General features: G+C 69.4%; 15 protein-coding genes and 2 pseudogenes. 14 read left to right on the top strand and 3 right to left on the bottom strand.

Annotated features, from left to right (window positions below):
* From ABZT02_RS45425 to ABZT02_RS45380, 10 genes and pseudogenes are all read left to right on the top strand, one after another.
* Window positions 1-825: hypothetical protein (locus ABZT02_RS45425; RefSeq protein WP_356029212.1), on the top strand; the 825-nt coding region annotated here is incomplete at its 5' end.
* A complete protein-coding gene (locus ABZT02_RS45420; protein ID WP_356029210.1) occupies window positions 822-1,784 on the top strand; it encodes a MoxR family ATPase in 963 nt (320 codons plus the stop codon). The genes ABZT02_RS45425 and ABZT02_RS45420, both read left to right, overlap by 4 nt.
* Complete coding sequence (locus tag ABZT02_RS45415) at window positions 1,768-4,437, top strand: SAV_2336 N-terminal domain-related protein (RefSeq protein WP_356029214.1); 2,670 nt, start codon at window positions 1,768-1,770, stop codon at window positions 4,435-4,437. Before ABZT02_RS45420 ends, ABZT02_RS45415 begins: the two co-directional genes overlap by 17 nt.
* Before the next feature lie 38 nt (window positions 4,438-4,475).
* Window positions 4,476-5,272 (top strand): IS5 family transposase gene (locus ABZT02_RS45410; RefSeq protein WP_356029207.1). Its coding sequence is split into 2 segments (ribosomal slippage): window positions 4,476-4,797 and window positions 4,797-5,272, totalling 798 coding nucleotides; the frame shifts between segments, so codons are not numbered across the junction.
* 11 nt (window positions 5,273-5,283) lie between these two features.
* A pseudogene (locus ABZT02_RS45405) lies at window positions 5,284-5,505 on the top strand (IS256 family transposase); the annotation flags it as partial.
* Window positions 5,506-5,547: 42 nt separating this feature from the next.
* Window positions 5,548-5,739: pseudogene (locus ABZT02_RS45400) on the top strand (GNAT family N-acetyltransferase); the annotation flags it as partial.
* Window positions 5,740-6,005: 266 nt separating this feature from the next.
* Window positions 6,006-7,277 (top strand): ATP-binding protein, encoded by a 1,272-nt coding sequence (locus tag ABZT02_RS45395; RefSeq protein ID WP_356029204.1) that lies wholly within the window; start codon window positions 6,006-6,008, stop codon window positions 7,275-7,277.
* A 76-nt stretch (window positions 7,278-7,353) separates the two neighbouring features.
* Complete coding sequence (locus ABZT02_RS45390) at window positions 7,354-9,042, top strand: transposase family protein (protein ID WP_356029202.1); 1,689 nt, start codon at window positions 7,354-7,356, stop codon at window positions 9,040-9,042.
* A complete protein-coding gene (locus ABZT02_RS45385; protein WP_356029199.1) occupies window positions 9,039-9,782 on the top strand; it encodes an ATP-binding protein in 744 nt (247 codons plus the stop codon). The genes ABZT02_RS45390 and ABZT02_RS45385 overlap by 4 nt, the downstream gene beginning before the upstream one ends.
* Window positions 9,783-9,795: 13 nt before the next feature.
* The gene (locus tag ABZT02_RS45380; RefSeq protein ID WP_356029197.1) at window positions 9,796-10,905 is read left to right on the top strand and encodes a hypothetical protein; all 1,110 of its coding nucleotides are present in this window, start codon (window positions 9,796-9,798) and stop codon (window positions 10,903-10,905) included.
* A 19-nt stretch (window positions 10,906-10,924) separates the two neighbouring features.
* Here the strand turns inward: ABZT02_RS45380 and ABZT02_RS45375 are convergent, their stop codons facing one another.
* Window positions 10,925-11,410 carry an XRE family transcriptional regulator gene (locus ABZT02_RS45375; protein ID WP_356029195.1) on the bottom strand — a complete coding sequence of 162 codons (486 nt, stop codon included), beginning with the start codon at window positions 11,408-11,410 and terminating at the stop codon, window positions 10,925-10,927.
* A 338-nt stretch (window positions 11,411-11,748) separates the two neighbouring features.
* Here ABZT02_RS45375 and ABZT02_RS45370 point away from each other — a divergent pair, with 338 nt between their 5' ends.
* The 4 genes from ABZT02_RS45370 (at window position 11,749) to ABZT02_RS45355 (ending at window position 16,301) form a co-directional block, all read left to right on the top strand.
* Window positions 11,749-13,968, top strand: coding sequence for a helix-turn-helix domain-containing protein (locus tag ABZT02_RS45370; protein WP_356029193.1), 2,220 nt, complete (start codon window positions 11,749-11,751; stop codon window positions 13,966-13,968).
* Between the two features lie 6 nt (window positions 13,969-13,974).
* Window positions 13,975-14,532 carry an XRE family transcriptional regulator gene (locus tag ABZT02_RS45365; RefSeq protein WP_356029191.1) on the top strand — a complete coding sequence of 186 codons (558 nt, stop codon included), beginning with the start codon at window positions 13,975-13,977 and terminating at the stop codon, window positions 14,530-14,532.
* A gap of 597 nt (window positions 14,533-15,129) precedes the next feature.
* Window positions 15,130-15,930 carry a hypothetical protein gene (locus ABZT02_RS45360; protein WP_356029188.1) on the top strand — a complete coding sequence of 267 codons (801 nt, stop codon included), beginning with the start codon at window positions 15,130-15,132 and terminating at the stop codon, window positions 15,928-15,930.
* A gap of 143 nt (window positions 15,931-16,073) precedes the next feature.
* Window positions 16,074-16,301, top strand: a complete 228-nt coding sequence (locus ABZT02_RS45355; RefSeq protein ID WP_356029186.1) for a hypothetical protein — start codon at window positions 16,074-16,076, stop codon at window positions 16,299-16,301.
* A 178-nt stretch (window positions 16,302-16,479) separates the two neighbouring features.
* On the opposite strand, the gene ABZT02_RS45350 is transcribed toward ABZT02_RS45355, so the two are convergent.
* Complete coding sequence (locus ABZT02_RS45350; RefSeq protein ID WP_356029183.1) at window positions 16,480-19,125, bottom strand: Helicase associated domain protein; 2,646 nt, start codon at window positions 19,123-19,125, stop codon at window positions 16,480-16,482.
* Entirely contained in the window at window positions 19,122-20,330 is a 1,209-nt protein-coding gene (locus ABZT02_RS45345) for a hypothetical protein (RefSeq protein ID WP_356029180.1), read from the bottom strand. Before ABZT02_RS45345 ends, ABZT02_RS45350 begins: the two co-directional genes overlap by 4 nt.
* Between the last annotated feature and the right edge of the window lie 629 nt (window positions 20,331-20,959).

The following is a 20,959-nucleotide window of genomic DNA, read 5'->3' as shown; positions in this document are numbered from 1 at the left end:
CACCACTGGTCAGACGGCCATCCACCAGGAATCCCGGTGGCCATCAGCCTGGACTCGGCTGGCCGCACATCTGGACTTTGCCACGGCCGCCGTCAGTGGGCGACGGAGCCCAACGCGGAGGCCCTCCAGTACGTGGTCCGCCTGTACGACGCGCACGGACACCAGGTAAGCACGTGGACCGGGGGAGACAACCCGCGCACCCGGGCGGACCTGTGCGCTGACCTGTCCGAGGCCGTCGACGACCTCGACCAATACGAGGAGTCGGCCGGCGTGGAGTTTCTGCTGCAAGAGGGCTTCTTCGGACTGGCCGTCGACCAACTGCCCACCCACGCCGGACCGCTGGGGACGCGGCCCGTCGGGCTGGACCGGGTCGTGGTCGTACGTGGACAGAGCGTGCGGCGTTCTGGTGCATGGAAAGCGCGCTGGGACCATGGCCGGAGCTCCCAGGCGGCCCCCTATGTGCTGACCGACCAGCAGGCAGCGAACAGCATCCTGACCAGCCGCGGGGACATCGCCTGCGTCATCGCCTCCTGTCCGCCCGACCAGCACGACAGCGCGTTGGCTCTGTGCCGCTGGCTGGGGGTCCCCGTGGTCCTGTGGCATCGCACCGGCAACAGCCAGGACTTGACCGAGGCGCTGCGGGCCGTTGTACCCCACGACTGGCCGCACAACCTGCGCGAAATGGTCAGACGGCAGCGCGCCGAAGCACTACACGACAACGCGCACATGGGGGCTCACCTGGCCTTGTTGTGGGAAGACCCTAGCTGGGCGCCGCCCCGACAACGGCTGACGAATCCGACGAGGATGGAAGGAGGCTCCGTGTGAACATCGGGCGCCCTCAGGAACGGCTCTTCCGCGGCGACGGCGGCACATACGATGATTCCGTACTGCTCCCCGAGCCCCCGCCTTGGCGACGTCCGCGGCTGGACGGCGAGGCCGCGCAGCGGCCGTATCTGATCGGCGAGAAGCAGGTGGAGGTGGTCAACGCCGCCCTGCGTCTACGTCGCCCTCTATTGGTCACCGGCGCTCCCGGCACCGGCAAGTCGTCGCTCGCCCACGCCGTGGCGGCGGAACTCGGCCTCGGGCCGGTCCTGGTCTGGCCGATCAACACCCGCGCCACGCTAACTGACGCGCTGTACCGTTATGACGCTATCGGCCGCCTGCGGGCGGAGGAGCACGGCACCAACAACATCGGCAGCTTCATGCGTCTGGGGCCTCTGGGCACCGCGCTGGCGACACTGCACGAGGGGCGACCACGCCTGTTGCTGATCGACGAGCTCGACAAGAGCGACCTGGACCTGCCCAACGACCTTCTGTTTGTGCTGGAGGAAGGCGAATTCACCGTCCCTGAACTGGCGCGCCTGTCCGAAGAGCAAGCTGAGGTTGCCGTCCATGTGCAGGGCTCGCAGGAGAAAGTGAGGGTGCGGCACGGCACCATCCGGTGCAAGGATTTCCCTTTCGTCGTGATCACGAGCAATGGCGAACGGGAGTTCCCAGCGGCCTTTCTGCGCCGCTGTATCCGGCTGGAACTGCCAGAGCCGGACCCTGATCAGTTGGAAAGTATCGTTCGGGCACACTTCGCCGAGGACCTGCAGCAACTGGAGACGCTGTGGCCCCGGGTGCAGGAGCTGATCCGGTCGTTTACCCAGCGACGCAGTCTCGGCAGCCTCGCCACCGACCAGTTGCTCCACGCCGTCCATTTACTGCAGCAGGGCGTTCAGCCCGAGGCAGAGCACCTCAGGGAGGCGGTGCTGCGTGAGCTCAGCCATGGCGGAGGCCGGTGAGCCGGACAAGCCCCTGATCGCACGCTTGCACGCCTGTCTGCGTGGCGCCGGGATAGAACTCTCTCCCCGGGAGCTCAGTGACGCGCTGTGGCTCGCCCTGTCCGAACCACAGCACCATGCGGACGCTGCTGTCATCCCAGAGCCGGACGCCGTGCAGCTGCCCCAGTCCGCGCCCGCCGCCGTTCGACAGCCAGAGCGCTCGGAACGGGGTGCGGCCCAGTCCGTGCCCCGGGAGAGCAGACGCCCTGTCTACGCACTCACTAGGGCCCGGGGCGGAGGGGCCGCTGGCGCACCGATCCGCATTCCCGGCGTTCGCGGCCTGCATCACCCACGGGACATTGTTCGAGGTCTGCGCGCGCTGAAGCGAAGAGTGCCGTCCACGCACCGGCACGAACTGGACGAGAATGGCACCGCTGAGGCTATCGCTGACAGCGGCGTCCTCGACGCTGTGCTGCGCCCAGCCGCGGACCGCTGGCTTCACCTCGTGCTTGTCGTCGACGATGGCCCGTCCATGCGCGTTTGGCGCGACACCATCAGCGAACTCGCCGAGATCCTTACGGTCTCGGGCATCTTCCGCTCCGTGCACGTGCGTCCGCTCGCCGCATCAGCACTCTTCACCGGCGACCGAACAGCTGTGCTGGTTCTGACAGACGGGGTCGCCGACCACTGGTACACCGGAACCGCCCATAGGCAGCTGGCCGCGATGGCCCGCAAGGCGCCGACCGCCGTACTCCACCTGTTCCCGACCCGGTTATGGAGTAGCACAGGGCTAGTAGCCGAGCCCATGATAGTTCGTACGACCAGCCCGGCACCGCCCAGCACCCTGCTCACCGCCCACGCCCCCTGGCTCCCCGCATCGTTCAACTCACGGCTTGGCCTCCCCGTACCCGTGCTTGAACTGAACGAGCCGAGCTTGCGCACCTGGGCGGGACTGATGACGTCGCCAGGTGGCGTGGCCGCTCTGCGCGTCATCGACGCGGAATGTCCGCCCGACGCCTTGGCCTTTCAGGACGATGTCAACAGTGAGCCGGAGAACTCCGCTGAGCGTGTGCAGACTTTCCGCGCGATGGCCTCGCCGCAGGCCTATGAGCTAGCCGGCCATCTGGCTGCCGTCGATCCGCTGACGCTTCCCGTGATGCGGCTGGTCCAGGCCGCTGCCCTCCCCGAAAGCAGCCCCGTCTGCCTGGCGGAGGTCATGGTGAGCGGCCTCATGCATGTAGAGGACCCGCTCGAGGGGCAGGACGTATTCGCCTTCGCGCCGGAGGTTCGCAGTGTGCTCCGCACGGTGGTCAGGGCTGGCTCCGCACAGCGCACGGTTGACGCAGTCAGCGACTTCATCACGCCGCGCCTCGGCCGTACGCCGGACTTCCCGGCAATCATCGCCGACCGTTCAGGAACGCTGGCCCTGCCGCGAGGCGGCGAGCCGCTCGCTGAGCTGCCGTCTGAGAAGGATACGGACGGGGCGGGCGGACGTACGAGAACTCCGCGCGCGGGACAGTTCGCCGCGCTCGAAGACCAGCGGGCCACTTTCACCGACGCCTCTGCCAGGAGGTCCGTTCCAAGGCACCGCGTGCATGCCCTGATCGTCGGCATTGAGCGCTACGGCATCGCGCCCTCCTGGGACCTACCCGGGCCCGCCCGGGACGCGGTCAGATTCTACCAATTGCTGCGAGCCGCCGGCGTGCCAGACGAGCAACTGCGACTTCATCTTGCCCCATTGCCCTCCTATGTCCCTGACGTGCACCACGAACCCGCTGACTACGCGACCCTGCGTCGCACCCTTGTCCGCGAAATACCACGGGTTACGGGTGACGTGCTTTGGGTGTGGTGGGGTGGTCACGGTGTCATCGACCGTTCCGGTCACCGGCGGCTGTTCTGCGCAGACGTAACCGCCGCCGATAAAGTGACGCTCGATTTGGATTCTGCTCTCAACCGGTTCGCGAGTGACGCCGTCCCAGAACTCACCGACCAACTGTGGATCGTAGACACCGCCGGAAATTTCGAGGACGATCTCAGGTTCCAGGAACCGCTGCCGTCCGAAGCTCTACCCATCGGGAGGCGAACCCAGACTCACCGCCAGACCCTGCTTCGCGCCGCTGGCGACGGCCAGGTCGCAGCCAATCTATCCGAGCGGGCCTCCGGACTTTTCTCCGACGTCGTGCTTGACCTACTGGCTGAACGTGCAGACGTGCTCCCCGGGTTGCCTGATCCGGAGGAACTGTTCACTGCCGTACAGGCGCGATTCACAGACCTCAGGAAAGCGGGCCATACGCAGCAGCGACCTGAGATCAGGCTGCAAAGCCCCGAACGCACCGTAGTGCTTCCTCCGGCAGAACCATCCACTCAAGAACGCCCCCTCTCGCCAGTGCTGAGAGCCGTGGAAGTCCTCCTCGAATTTCCGCTGATGATGGATCCACACGAACGACACACGGTGGTCGCTTCTTTGGGCCCCCAAGTCACGAGCGCACTGGCACGTCACAAAACCGCCCGCATGGATGCCATCAGCATTCTCACTGGGTTGGTCAACCTCCATCCCGAGGCACTTTGGGAGCTGTACGAGGCCGTAGTGACGATCGACGACGACCCTGAGCGCGGGCTGGCACTGCGCCAAGCCCTGCGTGAACTCAGCGCCTCGGCAGGAAACCCGCGCTAAGACCGGGTCCTACGTGGTGAGGCGTCGTTGACCTCGGTATGGGGCGGGGTACGTGGAATTGGATCGTTCCGAAGCCGCTGATCCCACCCTCGAGGGTGCGGCCGCAGGGTGGCGGAACTCAGGACACACCTGATGAGACGTTGTTCGCGGCCATCATCTACGTCCTGGTCAGCGGCTGCGCCTGGCGCCAACTGCCGCCCTGCTTCGGCATATCGAAGTCGACTGCCCACCGCCGGTTCCTGATCTGGTCGAGAGCCGGTGTCTGGGGGCGGCTGCACGAAGCCGTGCTGCACCGTTTCGACGACGCCGGCCTCATCGACGTCACCCGCGTCGTCCTCGACACCGCCCACGTCAGGGCTAAAAAGGGGGTGAACACACAGGTCCGAGCCCCGTGGACCGCGGTAAGCCGGGTTCCAAGATGCACATCCTGTCGGACACGAACGGACTGCCCCTCCTCGTCGGCGTCTCGGCCGGCAACACCCACGACAGCGAAGGGCTGAAGCCCATGATCGAGGGTCACCAAACGAGACACGTCCCCCACAGAGGCCGTCACTTCAAGCCCCAGCGCTTCCACGCGGACAAAGCCTACGACCGAGCCGACCTGCGCAAATGGCTTCGCGGGAAGCGCATCGGAGTGCGCATCGCCCGCAAAGGGATCGAGTCCAGCGAACGATTAGGGCGGCGCCGCTGGGTCATCGAGCGGACGATGTCCTGGCTGTCCGGCTACCGGCGTCTGAGCCCTCGCTACGAGCGCGATCCCCGCAACTACCTGGCCTTTCTCGGTCTCGCCGCTGCCCTGTGCTGCTACAAACGACTCGTCCGCCTCGCCACGTAGGACACGGTCTTAACCCCATCGAGTCGACCTTCGCGACCGTCCGTCTGCGGACCAAGGTCACCAAGGGCGCCGGATCCCGGGCCGCCGCCCTGGCGATGGTCTTCAAGCTCGTGGAGTCCGCCCAGGCCCGCTGGCGAGCCGTGAATGCACCCCACCTCGTTGCCCTCGTCCGCGCTGGGGCCCGCTTTGAACGCGGCCAGCTCGTTGAACGGTCGCAGACGACCGCGGCGTGAATAGGGTGGCGGACCTGCCTCGAAGTTCGAGAACATCCGGTCATGTTGGATGGCACGGCAGGACAGGACCTTCCGGTCGGCCTCGCGTTCCGGCCGTATCGCGGCGACGAAGACCACGGTTCCATGGCCGCGGTGCGGCTGGGGTGTGTTGAACGGGACGGGGTCGATGTCCATTCGGTAGTGGAAGGGCTCCCGACAGCGGCCGCGATCGCCGAAGCTTCTGCCAAGTTGGAGGTGCGATGTGCCGGTTTGGTGTCAGTGGGTGGGTGTCAGTGACGGCATGTCAGGTCGGGATGTTCTTGCTGGTCGGGCGTTTGTGAAGGACAGCGTCAGTGCCATGGGGCGGTATCTGCAATGGGCACCGCTGTCATGGGGCGGTACACCTTTCCTTGTTCCGCTGTCATGGGAACGGCACTTCTGATCCTTCGGGGGCCGGGCGGCGGCACGGTGGTCGGCGTCGGGTTCGCGCGTCGGGAGGGTGTGGGGTGGGGGAGCCGGGCGTGTGGGGTGAGGTGACGGCGGGGCTGATGGTGTCCAGGCCGGTGCTGGTCGCGCGGCTGCTCGAGCTCGAGGCGGCCGGGGCGTTGACCACGGCGCACGTGCGTGCGGGCGCGCAGGTCGGTGGGGTGAATGTGCGCACGGTGTGGCGCTGGCTGGACGCGGCGCGGACGGAAGGCCGTGTGGAGCGCAGGCCGCGGGCCCGGCTGGAGTTGTCCGACCAGGCGTGGGAGGTGCTGGCGCAGGCGGGCGGGAACGTGGCGGTGCTGCACCGGCATTTGAAGGATGCCGGGGGAGAGGTGCCGTCGCTGGCGTCGCTGTACCGGGTGGTGCGGCGGGACCTGGAGGCCGGCAGGGTCTTGCCGGACCGCGTGGTGGTGCGGCGGGAGCGGGAGGAGCAGCGGACACGGCAGGCGCTGGCTGACCTCGCGCTGGTCGGGACGCGTGAGGGCGGCGCGGCGGAGGCGGCGGCGTGCCGGCCGCCGTACCCCGTGCCGGCGGCGGCGTTCGCAGGCTTGTCGGTGGGGGAGGGTGGTGCGGTGGCGGGTGTGGCGTTGCCGGCGGGAGCACAGCTGGTGCGGACGTCGTCGGTGCGGGCGGTGGCCGAGGCGGTCGGGCAGGCGATGGCGGTTCAGGGCGCGGTGTGTGTGTTCGGTGATCCGGGCCGGGGCAAGACCGCGGCCGTGCGGATGGCGCTCCACGAGGTCCCGCGGGGCTGGAGAGTGACGTGGGTGCCGGTGCCGGTGCGCCCGTCGGTGTCCGGCATGAGGCGGGCGGTGTTCGATGCTTTGGCGTTGCCGGGCCGTTTCCCGCACACGTCGGCGCTGGCTGACGCCGCGGTCGCGGGGGCTCTGGGGGAGGCGCGGGTGCTGGTGGTCGATGAGGCGCAGCGCCTGCCTGTGCCGTGCCTGGAGTACCTGCAGAGCCTGTGGGACGACCCCGGCACGAGGATCACGCTGGTGCTGTGCGGGTCGGGCAGCGAGCGGGCGCTGGCCCGGCTGCCGCAGTTGGCGTCGCGGGTCGGCGCGTGGCAGGAGGTTCCGCGCCTGGCCGCAGCGGAAGTGCCGGCCGTGGTGACCGGCTTTCATCCGTTGTGGCGTACCGTCCCGGCTCCGGATCTGGCGTGGATCGACCGGTCGTGCGCCCACGGCACGTTCCGCATGTGGGCCGCTCTGACTGCCCACCTGCAGAACGCGCTGCTCACCACCGCTGACGCGGCCGTCGACCGGGCTTTGCTGAGGCGGCTGTTCAGGAGGGTCGCGCCGCCGCTGTGAACCAAGCTTTCCTGGCGATTGCAGGCGCTCGGCATCCGGCGCGCACACGACGTCCCACCGCGCGAGGGGAACTGACATGGAGGACGGTGACGCCGTCCGTACAGGCGGCGGATTGCCCGCGGCGTCGAGGACGGCACTGCGTGGTCCGGCGGTGCGGCGGCTGCTCGCTCTGCGGGCGGGGAAGAAGCTGACGGCAGGCCATGTGCGGGTGGCTGCGGACGCGTTGGGGGTGGCGGAGCGCACGGTGTGGCGGTGGCTGGCCGCGGCTGAGGGGGATGAGGCCGCGGCCGCCAGCCCTGGTGCCCCGGCCCGGGCTGGGGCGAGGTTCACGCTCACGCCCGAAGTCCGTGGGCTGTTGGCGCTGTGGAAGGGCAACGTGCGGGCCGTCCATCGCGAGCTGGTCCTTCGTGCCGCTCGGCAGTCTCCGCCTGCAGACGCACCGTCGCTGACGACGCTGCATCGCGCGATCCGCCGGGACCTGACGCCGGGGGAGCGGGCCGGACTCGCGAAAGGCGAGCGGGCGGCGCGCAAGCATGATGTGTTCCTGGCCAGGCCGCGGGGCTGGCGCAACCAGGTGTGGGAGACCGACCACATGCAGGCCCCGGTGCTGGTCGACGTCGACGGCACCGCCCGTAGGCCGTGGATCACGTGGTTCACCGACTGCGCCACCAACGCGATCACGGGTGTCGCGGTCACGCCGGGGGATCCGTCGCGGGAGTCGGTGCTTTCCGCACTGCGCTCCGCGGTCCTGCGCGAGGACCCCTACGGTCCGTTCGGCGGCCTGCCGGAGAAGGTACGGGTGGACCGGGGCAAGGACTTCCTGTCCAGGACGGTGACCGCCGCGTTCGATCTCCTGGACGTGACAGTGGAGGACCTGCCCGCCTACACCCCCCACCTCAAGGGCACCGTGGAGGGATTGAACCGGGCGGTGGAGAGCATGCACCTGGCCGCGCTGCCCGGCTACGCCCGCCAGCCGCGCCCCGGTAAACGCTCTTCCCGTCCGAAGGACGAAGTGCTGCTCGGCTTCGAGGACTTCACCGCCCGGCTGCTGGCCTGGACTTCGTGGTGGAACACCGAGCACCGTCCCGCGCCGTTGCGGGGCCGGACTCCGCTTGAGGCGTGGCAGGACGATCCCACCCCGCTGCGGGACGTGCCGGTCGCAGATCTGTGGACGTTCACCCTGGAAGACGCCGGCACCCGCACGCTGACCACCCGCGGAGTCCGCTTCAAAAAACGCGACTACGTGGGAGCGTGGATGACCGGTCAGGCCGGTATCCAGGTCAGGGTCCGCTTCATGCCCCACCACGACCACCGGATCGAGGTCTACCACGCGGCCACCGGCCGCTACCTCGGTCCCGCAGATCTGGCCGACCGGGCCACCGAGGAACAAGTCAGCGCCGTACGAAGAGCACGGGCCGCCCGTACCCGCCGCCTGAAGAAGGACCTGGAGGCTTCCCAGCGCGAGCGCTACGCCGCCGTGAACCGGCCCGCCGCCCCGCAGCGGCTTGGTGCGTTGACCACCGCGCAGGCCGAGGCCGAACTCGCCCAGACTGCCGGCACCGACCTCGCGCAGCTCGCGATGCCGGACCTCATCCCGCCCGCCGCGCCCCCGGCCCACTGGCGCACCCCTGCTTCCCTGGCCGCGCTGACCACGCCAGGCCCGCGCGTCCTGCACCCGCCCGGCCTTGATGGCGCTTCCGCCCCGGACGGCTGCGACGGGCGGGCCGCACGTCCCACCACCGATGAAGACGGAGATGCCTCGTGACCGCAGCCGCCTACCAGTACGTCGACCTGCCCGACGCCTCCGTGGTTACCACCCGCGCCCTGCTCACTGCCCGGGAGAACATCACCGACACCGTCGCCGCACGCGCCATGATGTGCATCCACGGCGGCGCCGGCTTCGGCAAGACCCTCGCCGTCAACACCTGCCTGCGCGCACTCGAACCCGACGAGGACGTCCGACGGGTCACCTTCCGGGCCCGTCCCACAGCCCGCGCGGTGCGCTACGAACTGTTCACCGCGCTCGACCTGGCCGGTGAACCACCGCGCCACCCCAGCGAGTTCGACCGCCTGCTGAAAACTGCCCTGGCCGAACGCCCCCGCACCTTCCTCGTCGACGAGGCGCAGTGGCTCAACGGGGAGGCGTTCGAATACTTCCGCTACCTGTGGGACGAACCCTCAACCCAGCTCGCGATCATCTTCGTCGGCGGGGAGGGCTGCCACACCGTGCTGCGCCGCGAACCGATGCTGTCCTCCCGCATCTTCATCTGGCAGCACTTCACCCGCCTCACCCCCGCCGAGGTCCTTGAGGTGATTCCGCTGTTCCATCCCGTGTGGGCCGACGCCGACCCCGACGACATCGCCTTCGCCGACCAGCATGCCGCGCACGGCAACTTCCGCGCTTGGGCCCAGTTGACCGCCCACACCCGCACCGCCCTGACCCGCACCGGCCGCTCCCGTGTCGATCAGGAGCTGCTGCGCTGGGCCTTCAGCCGCCTCGCCTGACCACCACGCCGCCATGCCGCCCGCCGTGCCACCGTCCGTCGCCGTGGTCATCGACCCGGGCGACGATGCGGTTCACACGCACACCGCCCTGGCCGCCCACCATCCGCCCTCCGGGCGGATCACCCTGCACCCCGGCCCGGGCACCACCAGCGAGACCGGCCTCGCCCACGACCTTCTCGCCGCCCTGGGCAAACCGCCCCTGCTCCCGGGGCGTTTCCCCGCCGGCCGTCAGCCCGCCTGGGAAGCCGCCACCGCATGGATCACGGCCCTGCCCGTCACCCGGCTGACCGTCCTGCGCGCCCACCGCCTCACCGCCCGCCGCACGATGCGCCTCCTGCAGCTGCGCGCCCTCACCGGCATCCACCTGACCCTGGTCTGCCACCGCCCCCATCTGCCCGCCGCCCTGCATCAGGCGCTGCAGACGGCCGACTACTGCGTCACCGCCGACTTCCAGGCCGCCCGCCGCCACTACTTCGGCGCGACCGCCCCCGTACCCCAGCTTGTTGACCAGCCCGCCCGACCGACTGACCGGTGGCTCACCCTGCCCGTGCTGGACCGTCTCGTCTCCTACGACAGCCCCGCTCCATGTACCGCCCCGTGCGCGCCGCCGGCGATCACCTTCCGGCACCGCCCGCCACCCGCACCGCTCACCGAGCAGACAGCCCGGGAAGTCGCCCGACGCCTGGCCGCCGTGACCGCCCACCCCCGCTTGGCCGCCGCGCTCGCCGCCGCGCTCTTCACCGGTGTCTCCTTCCAGCAGCTCGCCACCGCCCGTCCCGGCGACTACGACGACGCCGCGGCCGCTTTGGCCCTGCATGACCGCGCCCGCTACACCGACGGCTGCGCCTCGCACCGGGTGCCGCCGTGGGCGCGCGTCTTCCTGAAGGCCGCCGTCTGCTTCGCCCGGCTCGCTCCTGGCCAGGACCAGCATCTGCTGGCCGGCACCCACGACCGCACCCACCTGTTGGGTGTGGCGGAGGCGGCCAGGCTCCGCCCGACCCAGCCGCCCGCCAGCCAGCGCACCGGTCCTGTCGGCCGTATCCAGTGGGACTGGCGTGAACGTAAGGAAGCGCAGTGCTACGACGCGATGCTGACACGGCACCAGATCCCGCCCTCGTCCTGAGCCCGAAGCCAGGTGTACGTCAGTCGATGGAGAAATCGGCGAACTCCACGTCGGTGAAGGCGATCCCGAGACCGTGGGCGCGCCGGCCTCCGTCCCGGAAGTAGGCATGCCCCAGAGCACGGGCGAGGATCACCAACTGCTGCTGCTCGCCCCCACCGGCGTCCCGGGCGGCGAACAGCTCGCGGGCCACTTCGCCCGACAGGTACTGGGTGATCAGCCGTACTCGCGGATCGTCCGACGAGCCTGCCGGAGCGGCGAATCCGAACCGCGCCCTGGTGTGGAAGACAAACCCGTCGGCCTCGGCCCGGGCCCTTCGGCGGGCGCGCACCAGGGGCTGCCACCGTGCCCTGACGGCCTCATCGATCAGCCCCGCATGCACAGCACTGGGACGGCGGCGCATTCCCGGCCGGGTGGTGACCCACCTCTGTACCGTGCGCTGGGAGATCCCCAGGAGGAGAGCCACGTTCTTCGTGGAGCCCTTCTCCGCCCTGAGCAGGAAACGCACAGCGGCATCCCTCGTAGGCACGGGACGGGTCAGTAACGCCCGCTCAAGCCCTTTGACGATCTCACCCATGGCCGCCCCCGAGCGTTCTGCCACCGCGATGGCTGGTGCACGGCGGCCGTCTGCTCTCCCAGATCTCTCACACCAAGCCGCTCTCCTCGGTCAGTTCAGGCATAGCCAGGACACCAACTGGGGCCCTCGGCTACAGAGCCAGCAGTAACCCAAGCCTGAGAACGCCCTTCCCGAAGCAACCGTGAACCCCCAACCGCATTTACGCCATCCGTACGCGTTTGGTACGCGAAATATGCGCTTCACGCTAGAGTCTGGGTAGGAGGTTCTGTATGTCCGAGCTGTTCGACGCGGTTGACGCGCTGGTCTCGTCCCGCTCCCCGTTGCCGCCCCCGGCGGAACGCAAACGGCTGCGTCAGGCGCACGGTCTGACGCTGGACGAGGTGGCCGCCGCACTGCAGGTGCGACGGGCGACGGTCAGCGGCTGGGAGGCCGGTAAGACCGAGCCGCGGCCGCCGGAGCGCGATGCCTATGCCCGCATGCTGAGGCAGCTCGCCCAGCTCTACCCCGCCAACGCCCCGGTGCTCTCTGGGGACACGGCAGTCCCCGAGACGCCTGCCGTCCCGGCCGTTCCTGCGCCATCGGTCGCTGAACCGGCCAGAGCGCGCACCGAACCCGCAGACCGGATCCCGGAGCCGGCTTCCGAGGACACCGCGCTGCGCCCCGCCGCTGTGCCGCATCCGGGGGCCACGACCAGGCCGACGTCGCGTCGGTCGCCCGCGCGGAAGGCCGCCCCCGCCAGCAGCCCAGCCGGTGGCGCCGATCCGCGTTTCGAGAACGGTCCGCTCGCCATCGTCGACGTCGAAGACGGTCAGGTGCTGGCGTACTGCGCCAGCGGCCTGGTACTTGATGTACCAGCGAAGTCGATTGCGGCCCTGGTGGAGTGGACGCTGAGCGAGGGGCGGCTCGGTCAGCCGAAGCTGTCCGGGCCGGGCAAGGACGCCGACCCGCTGATCGTGCTGACCGACGCCGCATGCGAGCACTACGGCCTGCCCGTCACGCTCACCAAGGAGGAGCGCCTGGCCGGCCGGATCCCGGAGGGCCACAAGGTCATCAAGCAGCTGACGCGCGCCGACTGGCAGCTGACCAAGCGCGGGTTCGGGCCGTGGGCGAGGATCTACCGCCCCACGCAGGGCTCAGAGCGCTCCTGCGTGCAGTTGTGCATTCCGTCGTGGGACGCGCTCGACACCCGGCACTGGGCCGACACAGGGCAGTTGCCGCCTGCGGACCTGGCCCGGCTGCTGGGCACGTATGCGACCCGCGTGATGACGCCGCGCGGATCGACCGCCGTGACCGGCCTGGAGCTGATGACTGCCCTGCACCCGCCGACCCGTGCCTCCGAACCGGACGCAACGGGCAAGCGGCACTCCGAGCACAACCCCGGCTCTCTGGGCAAGGACCCGGTGGACTGCGCACCGTGCGAGGCCCCCGACGGCCACCCGCTGCTCACAAACCTGCCGCGCTTCCACCACCGCACCCCGGCTGAAGTCTTGGTGGAGGAGGCGTACGACTGGGCGCGCCCGCTCACCGACGCCGAATGCCTTCGCCCCCACCTGGTGGGCATCGACGTGAACATGGCCTTCGCCGCCGGCGCGAACGGCCTCACGGTCGGCCTGGGCGCGCCGACGCACGTCAAGAACCCCGTCTTCGACGCGAAACTGCCCGGCTCCTGGCTGGTCGACCTGTCCCACGTCGACCTGTCGAGGGTGAAGGTTGCCAAGGACAAGTGGGCGGAGCTGGACGGCAGTCTGCTGCCGAGCCCGTTCACGCCGAAGGGCGAGCGGCCCGAGGGGCCGGCCTGGTACGCGACGCCGACCGTGGCGTACGCGGTGGAGCTCGGCTACGACGTGACGCCGATCGAGGCGTACGTCCGCCACGACAACGGCCGCTACCTGGACGGCTGGTACAACCGGCTGCGTGATGCGTACCTGGCCACGATGGCCGACCTTGGGGTGGGCGCCGATCTGGCGCCGGAAGAGTTCCTCGCAGCGATGGATGGCTACCGGCAGCGTGACCCTCAGCTGGCGATCGTGGTGTCCGCGGTCAAGGCGACCGTGAAGGGCGGCATCGGCAAGCTGCGCGAGCGCCCGCGTGGTGAGGGCTGGAAGCCCGGGCAGCCGTGGCGGGCCCTTGCCCGGCCGACGTGGCGCCCGGACATCCGTGCCGCCGTCATTTCCCGTACGCGGATCAACATGCACCGCAAGATCGTCAAGCATGCGGCGTTCAGCGGGCAGTACCCGGTGGCCATCCTTTCGGACTGCGCCGTCTATGCCTCTGACGGGCCGTCGCCGCTGGACTTCCTGCCCTACCGGGACGGCAAGCCGCTGCCGGGCGGTTTCAAGCTCGGCGTGAACCCCGGGCTGGTCAAGTGGGAGGGCACCCAGAGCGTGCTGTGGGGCGAGGGCGTCCGCGAACAGTTCAACGCCCCAGAGCTCAACCTCGCCCGGTACATCAAGGACGGCACCGTCACCGACGTCGACAGCGGGGAGTAGCAGGTGATGAGCCCGTTCGGGGACGGCCTGGACGCCGCGGTGCAGAAGGCGTTCACCCGCCCGGTGCCCAAGAGCGCGCCCGCGCAGATGCGGTACCTGGTCAAGCAGCTCAAGGGCACCAAGGCGGTCGCCCAGATGCTGCGGATCTCGCAGCGCACGGTCGAGCGGTACGTGAAGGACCAGATCAAGAAGCCCCGCCCGGACCTCGCCGCCCGTTTGGAGGCCGAAGTGAAGAAGCGGTGGCAGCCGCAGATCCGTGCCCAGGCGCGGCAGAAGGCGGCGACCACCGGCGGCATCGTCATCGACACCCGCGCCCGGATCGGCTACACCGCGCCGATCGGGACGACGGACGAGGACCGCCTCCGGCACCTGACCGTGGCGCTGCCGCCGCAGTACGCCGCCCGCCTCTTCGACGCCCAGGAGCAGGGCGCCACCGACCAGCAGCTCCAGCAGATCGCCGCCGAAGCGCTCAAGGAGGTGTACTTCCAGGACAACGGCCGTCGCGCCGGCCAGCTGGAGGAGGTCCGCTTCACCGGTATTGAGCACCTCGAGTTCGACCTGTAGATCCCGAACAGCCGCGAGCCCCGCCGACCGTTCGTCTGCGCGCCCGTCAACTCCAGCGCCTGGAACTCTTCGGTGGCCTCGCCGATGTAGTCCAGGCCTGTCCTGTCCATCCGTACGTAAGCCCCTCCCGCTCCACCGGCCTGGCCGAGGCGCGCACAGAACGGCTGCTGGCCAAGAAGTCGCTGTACGGCTCGCTGGGTGCCTCCGAGCGGGAAACGGCCACCCCGTCGGAGCAGTGCCTGAAGGGCTCTCAGAGGGCCGTCTGTGCCCTCGTGTTGTGGGCGCTGGCGGAACGGGGCCAGGGGCGCGAAGGGGGGTCGGCGGCCGGATGAGCAAGGTGGTCGGTCGGGCCCGCCGTCGTGCCGGGACGGCGGCGGCCGGGCATGCGGGTTGTGGAGCTCAGGCGTACCCCCATCCCAAACAGTAGTTATCCCAGTTGACCTTTCACCTGGGTCTCTCACCTGGATCTGTCACATGGCACTTTCACCGGTCCTTACAGACACCCGCTGGAACGTCCATGACCATCTGCTGGTACGTCAGATCGTTTGAGGCTGGATCGTTTGGGGTTGCAGGGCTCAGCTGGCTACCTTCTGGTGCATGAAGACGACGACGCCCGCCAAGCGGGACATACAGGAGACGACCGCGACCGGGCGGGACACGCGTACGGCGGTCCTCACCCGTTCGATCCGGGCCAACGTGCCGCTGCGCAAGACATTCGTCCAGGCGAACAAGGGGGCCGCCAGCCGCCATGGGCCCCTGAAGGACTTCGTGACCGGGAGAGACCTACGGGGCCTCAAGGCCTACCTGATCATCGTGGCCGCGTGCAGCAACGGGGACAACGGCTGGTCGACCACGCACGACAGCGCGGTGTGGGCGCGGCTGATGGACATCCACGAGACCGCGACCGACCAGTCCGCCCGTACCGGTGCCTGGCGGGCCCTGCGCCGACTACAGGCGCGCAAGCTGATCGAGTGCAACCGCAGCGGAACCATGATCACAGTCACTCTCCTGCGCGAGGACGGAAGCGGGAAGCCCTACGATCGCCCCGTGGGTGACGCGGAGGAGAACCGCTTCCTGCAGATCCCGACCACGTTCTGGACGCTGGGCCGTGACGAGGACTTGGACCTGCCGGGCCTGGCCCTGTTCTTGGTCGTCGCCCGCGAGAAGAACTGGTCGACCTTCCCCGCGGAGAAAGCCCCCGAGTGGTACGGCTGGTCCCCAGACACCCACGAACGCGGACTGAAGAAGCTCGTCGCCCTTGGGCTCGTCGAGCGACGCGAACGCCGCACCAAAGCCCCGCTCTCCCCGCTCGGCTTCACCACGGCCCACCAGTACCAGCGCACCGCCATCACACGGCCGCGCAAGCCCAGGAAGACGGCCGCACCCGCTGGGCGGTGATCCCGGTCGTCTTGCAGGCCTCAACCCCGCCGTCTCGGCACTCTGCTGCCTGCCCGCCACCCCGCGACGCAAGGGGTGCGGGCGCCTCATGCTCCGCGTTCCGCCTGCGGACCGTCCGCAGGCATCCCCGGGAGGGAACCCTCATGCCCACCGCTACCAACCAGTCCCAGCAGCCGCCGGCCACGCAGCCCTCGGGCACGGACCCCGTACTGCTCCTGGTGCTGGCAATCGTCTTCGTCCTGGCGCTGGGCGCCACGCTCTACCTGTGCCTGGTCCACCCTTCGTTGACCGGGCCGATCGGGGCGGTGGGTGGGGTGGCCTCGGCGCTGGTTGCTGCGTTCGCGGTGGCGTTTGCCCTCCGCCGGCGCTGACGACCTGTGGGCTGGGCCGCTGAGATCGCACGGCCGCGTCCAGACCGTCAAAACCCTGCACCCCGGGCCCCATGCGGTAGATCTGCTGACGGCACAAGGCACCCAGGACGCTTGTCCTGGGTGCCTGGCGGTGTACGTCGCTGACCATCCGATTCACCGCCCGGCCGACTGGCGGCCCTCACGCCCACTCCACACCGAGTTCCGCGAGTACGGCGCGCTGGGGCTCGGTGAGCTTGTCCCGGCGCTGTTTCTGGTTGGCGTACCAGACACCCAGTTTGTGCTCATGCTTTTGGCCGTCGACTACGACGGTTTCGACATGCCCCCGCGGTACGGCTTTCTGGGCACCCTCGCGTTCGATCCACTGGGTGAGGGCCTCAACACCCCGCTGGAAGGCCGCCGACAGCTTCCCGGCGCTCTTGGCCGTGGGGGCCGGGACGGGCCGTTCGGCGGGCTTGACGCCCAGCTGGTTCAGCCGTTCCTGCTGTTCGGTGGACAGCAGCTTCCAGGTGGCGGGCTGTTTCTGCCGCTTCAGCCACCGTCCGATGTCGTCGCCGTCCATGAGGACGCCGGGGGCGATGTCGGGCAGGCTGCCGTCGGCGTCGACAAGGTCGGCGAGGACGCGGTAGTGGCGCTGCCAGTCCAGCGGCCACGGGCAGTCCCAGTCCGGGTCGACCGCGGCCAGCTGCTTCGCGCGCTCCGCCGCCCGCTCCGGGTCCTTCCCCAGGCCGCCCTTTCGGCGCAGATTGGCCGTGTGCTGACCGACCGGGACCATCGCCTCGCCCTCGCCCCACACGGCGTCCTGCCGGGGCGCGAGGTGACCTGTGGCCTGCCGGTAGGAGCGCAGCGCGGCGAGCTTGGACTCCCACGCCTCTTCGCCCGGCTCCCACACCATCCCGGCCTCCGGCGCGTCCAGCAGGGTCTTGCGCCGCTCCTCCAGCTCCCCGGCCCGTAGCGCCTTCCGCTGCTGGTGGACCCATCGCCCAAGCGGAAACGCCTTCGTCGCTCCGACTTCGACCTCAACGTCGTAGGGCACGGCGTAGAGGTCGGTGATCTTGTTCTCCTTGCGCCAGCGGAGCAGGGCCTGGTAGCCCTCGAGCCACACCAGGGACTCGGGCCGGTAGACCCGGGTGCGCAGGAAGGCCGCGATGGTCGCGGCGTCGCGCGGGCTGGAGAAGTACAGTAGCGCCGCTTCGGCGGCGGCCTGCGTGTCGTCCTCCTGGTCCTCGCCGTCACCCTCGCCGCCGGCCCCGACGATCTGCCCGTCCTCGTCACGCCGGACGTGGACCTTGCGCTTCCCGCTCGTGAGCGCACGGGAGGCGAGCTGCTCGACGAGTCGTTCATCATGACTGCGGAGTCCTTGGAGGACCGCTACAAGGGGGCGGAACGAGGCACTGGCGACCATGTCGGTCGGGTCTTCGCCGGGCTCCAGGAAGACCGGCACGATGATCCGCGCGACCTTGGTGGAGCCGTCTTTGTTGAGGCGGAGCGCCCGGCCGATGTTCTGCACGATCTCCACCTGCGAGCCGCGGGTGTCGGCGAAGCAGACGGCCTCGACTCCCCGCTCGCCGGTGATGTCCACGCCCTCCCCGAGCACGCGAACGCTGGCGAGGAAGGCGCGGTGCACCCGGCGCCCTGCCACGTCGATGCCGTTGGCGAACTGCCGAAGGACCTCGCGCCGCTCGCTGACGAGGTGGTCACCGCACAGCCACGCCGACCACACCCGGTCCGGGGGTACGTGGCGGCCGGCCTCCAACTCGTAGAACTCCGCGTCGATCGAGGACTTCGGCAGCTTGTCGGCGGCGGCCAGGTCCTCATCGGAGGCGTCGTTGACATACAGCTCGGCAGCGGTCTCCGGCAGCTTCTCCGCGAACGCGGCGGCCTCCTCCACCTTCTGGTGGAACGTCATGACCGTACGCAGGTTGTACGCGGCCGCGTGCTCCAGGAGGGCGGTCTGCAGGAGCGCCAGGCGCCGGCCCCGCCGCGCCTCCTCCGACTCCCCGAGAACGGGCGAGGGGTCGCGGATCTCCAGCACGTCGATCTCAAATCCCGCAAGGATTTCGCGCTCGATCGCCTCGCTCAGGCCAAGCTCTGCGAGCCATGCGCCGTAGGTGCCCTCCGGGTCATCGGCCATCGTCGCGAGCTCCACCTCCTGGCCCTCCGCGCCCTTCTGCGGCCGGGCCGCAGCGAGGATGCGCGGAGTCGCGGTCAGGTAGAGCCGGAAGTCGGCAGGGATGCGGGCGTTGTCGTGGATCGCCGCCCACGGCCGACCAAGATCACCGGCGGTTCCGTGGGCCTCATCCACGATCGCGAGGTCGAAGCCTGTCATCTGCTGGCCATACAGGCGCTCCCCGCCCGCCAGGGCGGCCCCCAGTGGCCCGCGAACCTTCCGCTGGCCCTCGGGTGCGTCGATGTCCTCGCGGTCCACGAGAGAGGCGTACGTAGCGAACACGACCACGGGCCCCGAGCCCCCCCACAGGGCGAGCTGGATGGGGTTGGTGGTGGTGCGCACCCCCAGCGAGTTGAGCACCGGGTCGTTCTCCAGTGAGCACACCGCGACCATGGGGGAGCGATGACCCACCGCCCGCCACGCCTGGGCGGTCTGCACGAGCAGGTCCAGGGTCGGCACGGTCACGAGGATCCGGCCTTCGGGGAAGCACTCCAGGGCGCTCGCGGCAGCCATGATCGTTTTGCCTGAGCCGGTCGCTGACACGATCGTGCCACGGGCACCCTGAGGGGGCACGGATGATCTTGCAGGGAATCCGACCCACTTGCGGAAACTCGACTTCTGGTCGAGCTGATGTTTCTTGAGTGGAATCCTGCTCATCGTCCGTCCTCGCTCGTGTGGTACAGCCAGCTGTTCTGAAGCCTTTCGAGCGTGGTTTCCTCCTGGCCGTGCTTCGCCCAGATCCCTTCGAGCCAGAGCGGGGACGTCTCGATCCTCTCGCACAGCGCGAAGCACCCGGGCAGGTCGATCAGCACGAGCTCACCCGCGAACATGCCGCCGGGCCCGTAGCGGCGCCACAGCCGCTCCAGCCGCGCTCGGTGCTCGTGCAGGCACGCCTCCAACGCCTGCGGGTAGGTCTTCCGCTCCGCCATGCGCACGGTCCGCAGTGCGACATCCACGAGCTCCCGGGCCGACTCCCTGTCCCACTGCTCCGAGCTGGTGCCGGTCACGGCCGCGTAGTGCTGCTCGCAGACGGCGAGGACCTGCTCGATGAGCTCCGCCGGGGCCTCGCTGTCCTCATCATCGCGGGGGCGCCGGCCTTCGGCTTGCAACAGACGCACGGAGGGCCGGGCTTCGGCTTCCACCAGGTCCAGGCCGTGATGGGCGAGGTGGGCCAGGAGCAGGCGGGACAGGACCTGCCCGTCCCTGGCGTACAGCTGAGCGTGCTCCTCTTCACTGTCGGAGGAGACGATGGCGCGAGTGAAGACGGTGTCGAAGAAGAACTCGGACAGGACACCGACCAGCTCCGGGCGTGCAGACGCCGACTGGTCGTCCAAGGCGGCAACAGCGGCGTCCATGACCGCAGTGAGGAACCGCCCGCGAGCGGCCTGCAGTTGACGAGCCTCGCTCTGCGGGCTCTCCTCGACGGCCTCCACAACGCGGTACAAGCCCTGGTCCCCGTACAGGCCACCCGGCTTCTCCTTCGCCCGGCGCACCTTTGCCACGGCCTCCTCAACGGACCGCGCGTAGGTGTAGTTCGTCACCACCGAGGCCCCGGGGTGCGCCGGGTCGGTCCGCTGCGCCACGATCCGATAGCGGATCAGCCCGGAGTCAGACTCCACCGCCCCACCGCTCGCACCTTCCTGACGGCCCCGCAGCGCTTGGCGCCAGCGGTCCGCCTGGGCGTCATTCTCGGAGGAGTAGGCGTCCCAGCTCGTGCCTCCCATCAAGGTCCAGATGCGCCGCAGCTCGTTCCGCCGAACCGCTGCCAGCCGCTCCTCCGTACTGAGCGGCCTCGGCTGGTCCTCTCGGCTTTCCAGGCCACCCGCAGCCACCAGCCGCTCGTGGATCTGCTCCGCCGTCAATCCGGTAACCTCACGCTGGATTTCCTCCCGCGCCTTGAGGCGCTTTTCGACCTCAACGAATTCAAGTCGTTTCCCCTCCTCCCGGACCCACCCAAGTGGTTGGGGGGTGTCCCGTGTTTCCGCCAACGGTACATGCTGCATCAACCTGAGGCACCCACTACACTGGAACCCACACGAACGAGCGACCCCCCACCCCAGTAGCCAGCCCCGCCCGCCGACCCCCCACCCCAGTAGCCAGCCCCGCCCGCGCCAGCGGGCCCCAAGGGACTGGAGGCGCAGCCGGAAGGACCGTCAGGCGGGGGAGCGCAGCGGACCCGCCCAGGAGTCCGCAGGACTCCCCAACTCCCCAAGAATAGGGCCCACTAGCCGCACCTGACATGCTCTCAGTGGGCGAGCGCGCACCGCGCGCTGCGCCGGACGCATCGCGGCCGGCCCCACCGGATCCCGAAGCGCAGCGCAGGGATCTGCCCACGCATCGCGTGGGCAGCGGGAGCGCAGCGACCGCTCCCCTTGCACATCGCGCAGCGATGTGGTACCCCGAAACACGGAGCGTGAGTGCTGATCGCTTCAGAGTGACTCCAGAGTGGGAGTCGTACGCCATTCGTGCAACACGAGCGCCCCACTGAGGT

This window comes from Streptomyces sp. NPDC005402 (assembly GCF_040606575.1).
Lineage (GTDB): Bacteria > Actinomycetota > Actinomycetes > Streptomycetales > Streptomycetaceae > Streptomyces.
This window is presented reverse-complemented; position numbering and strand designations above follow the sequence as displayed.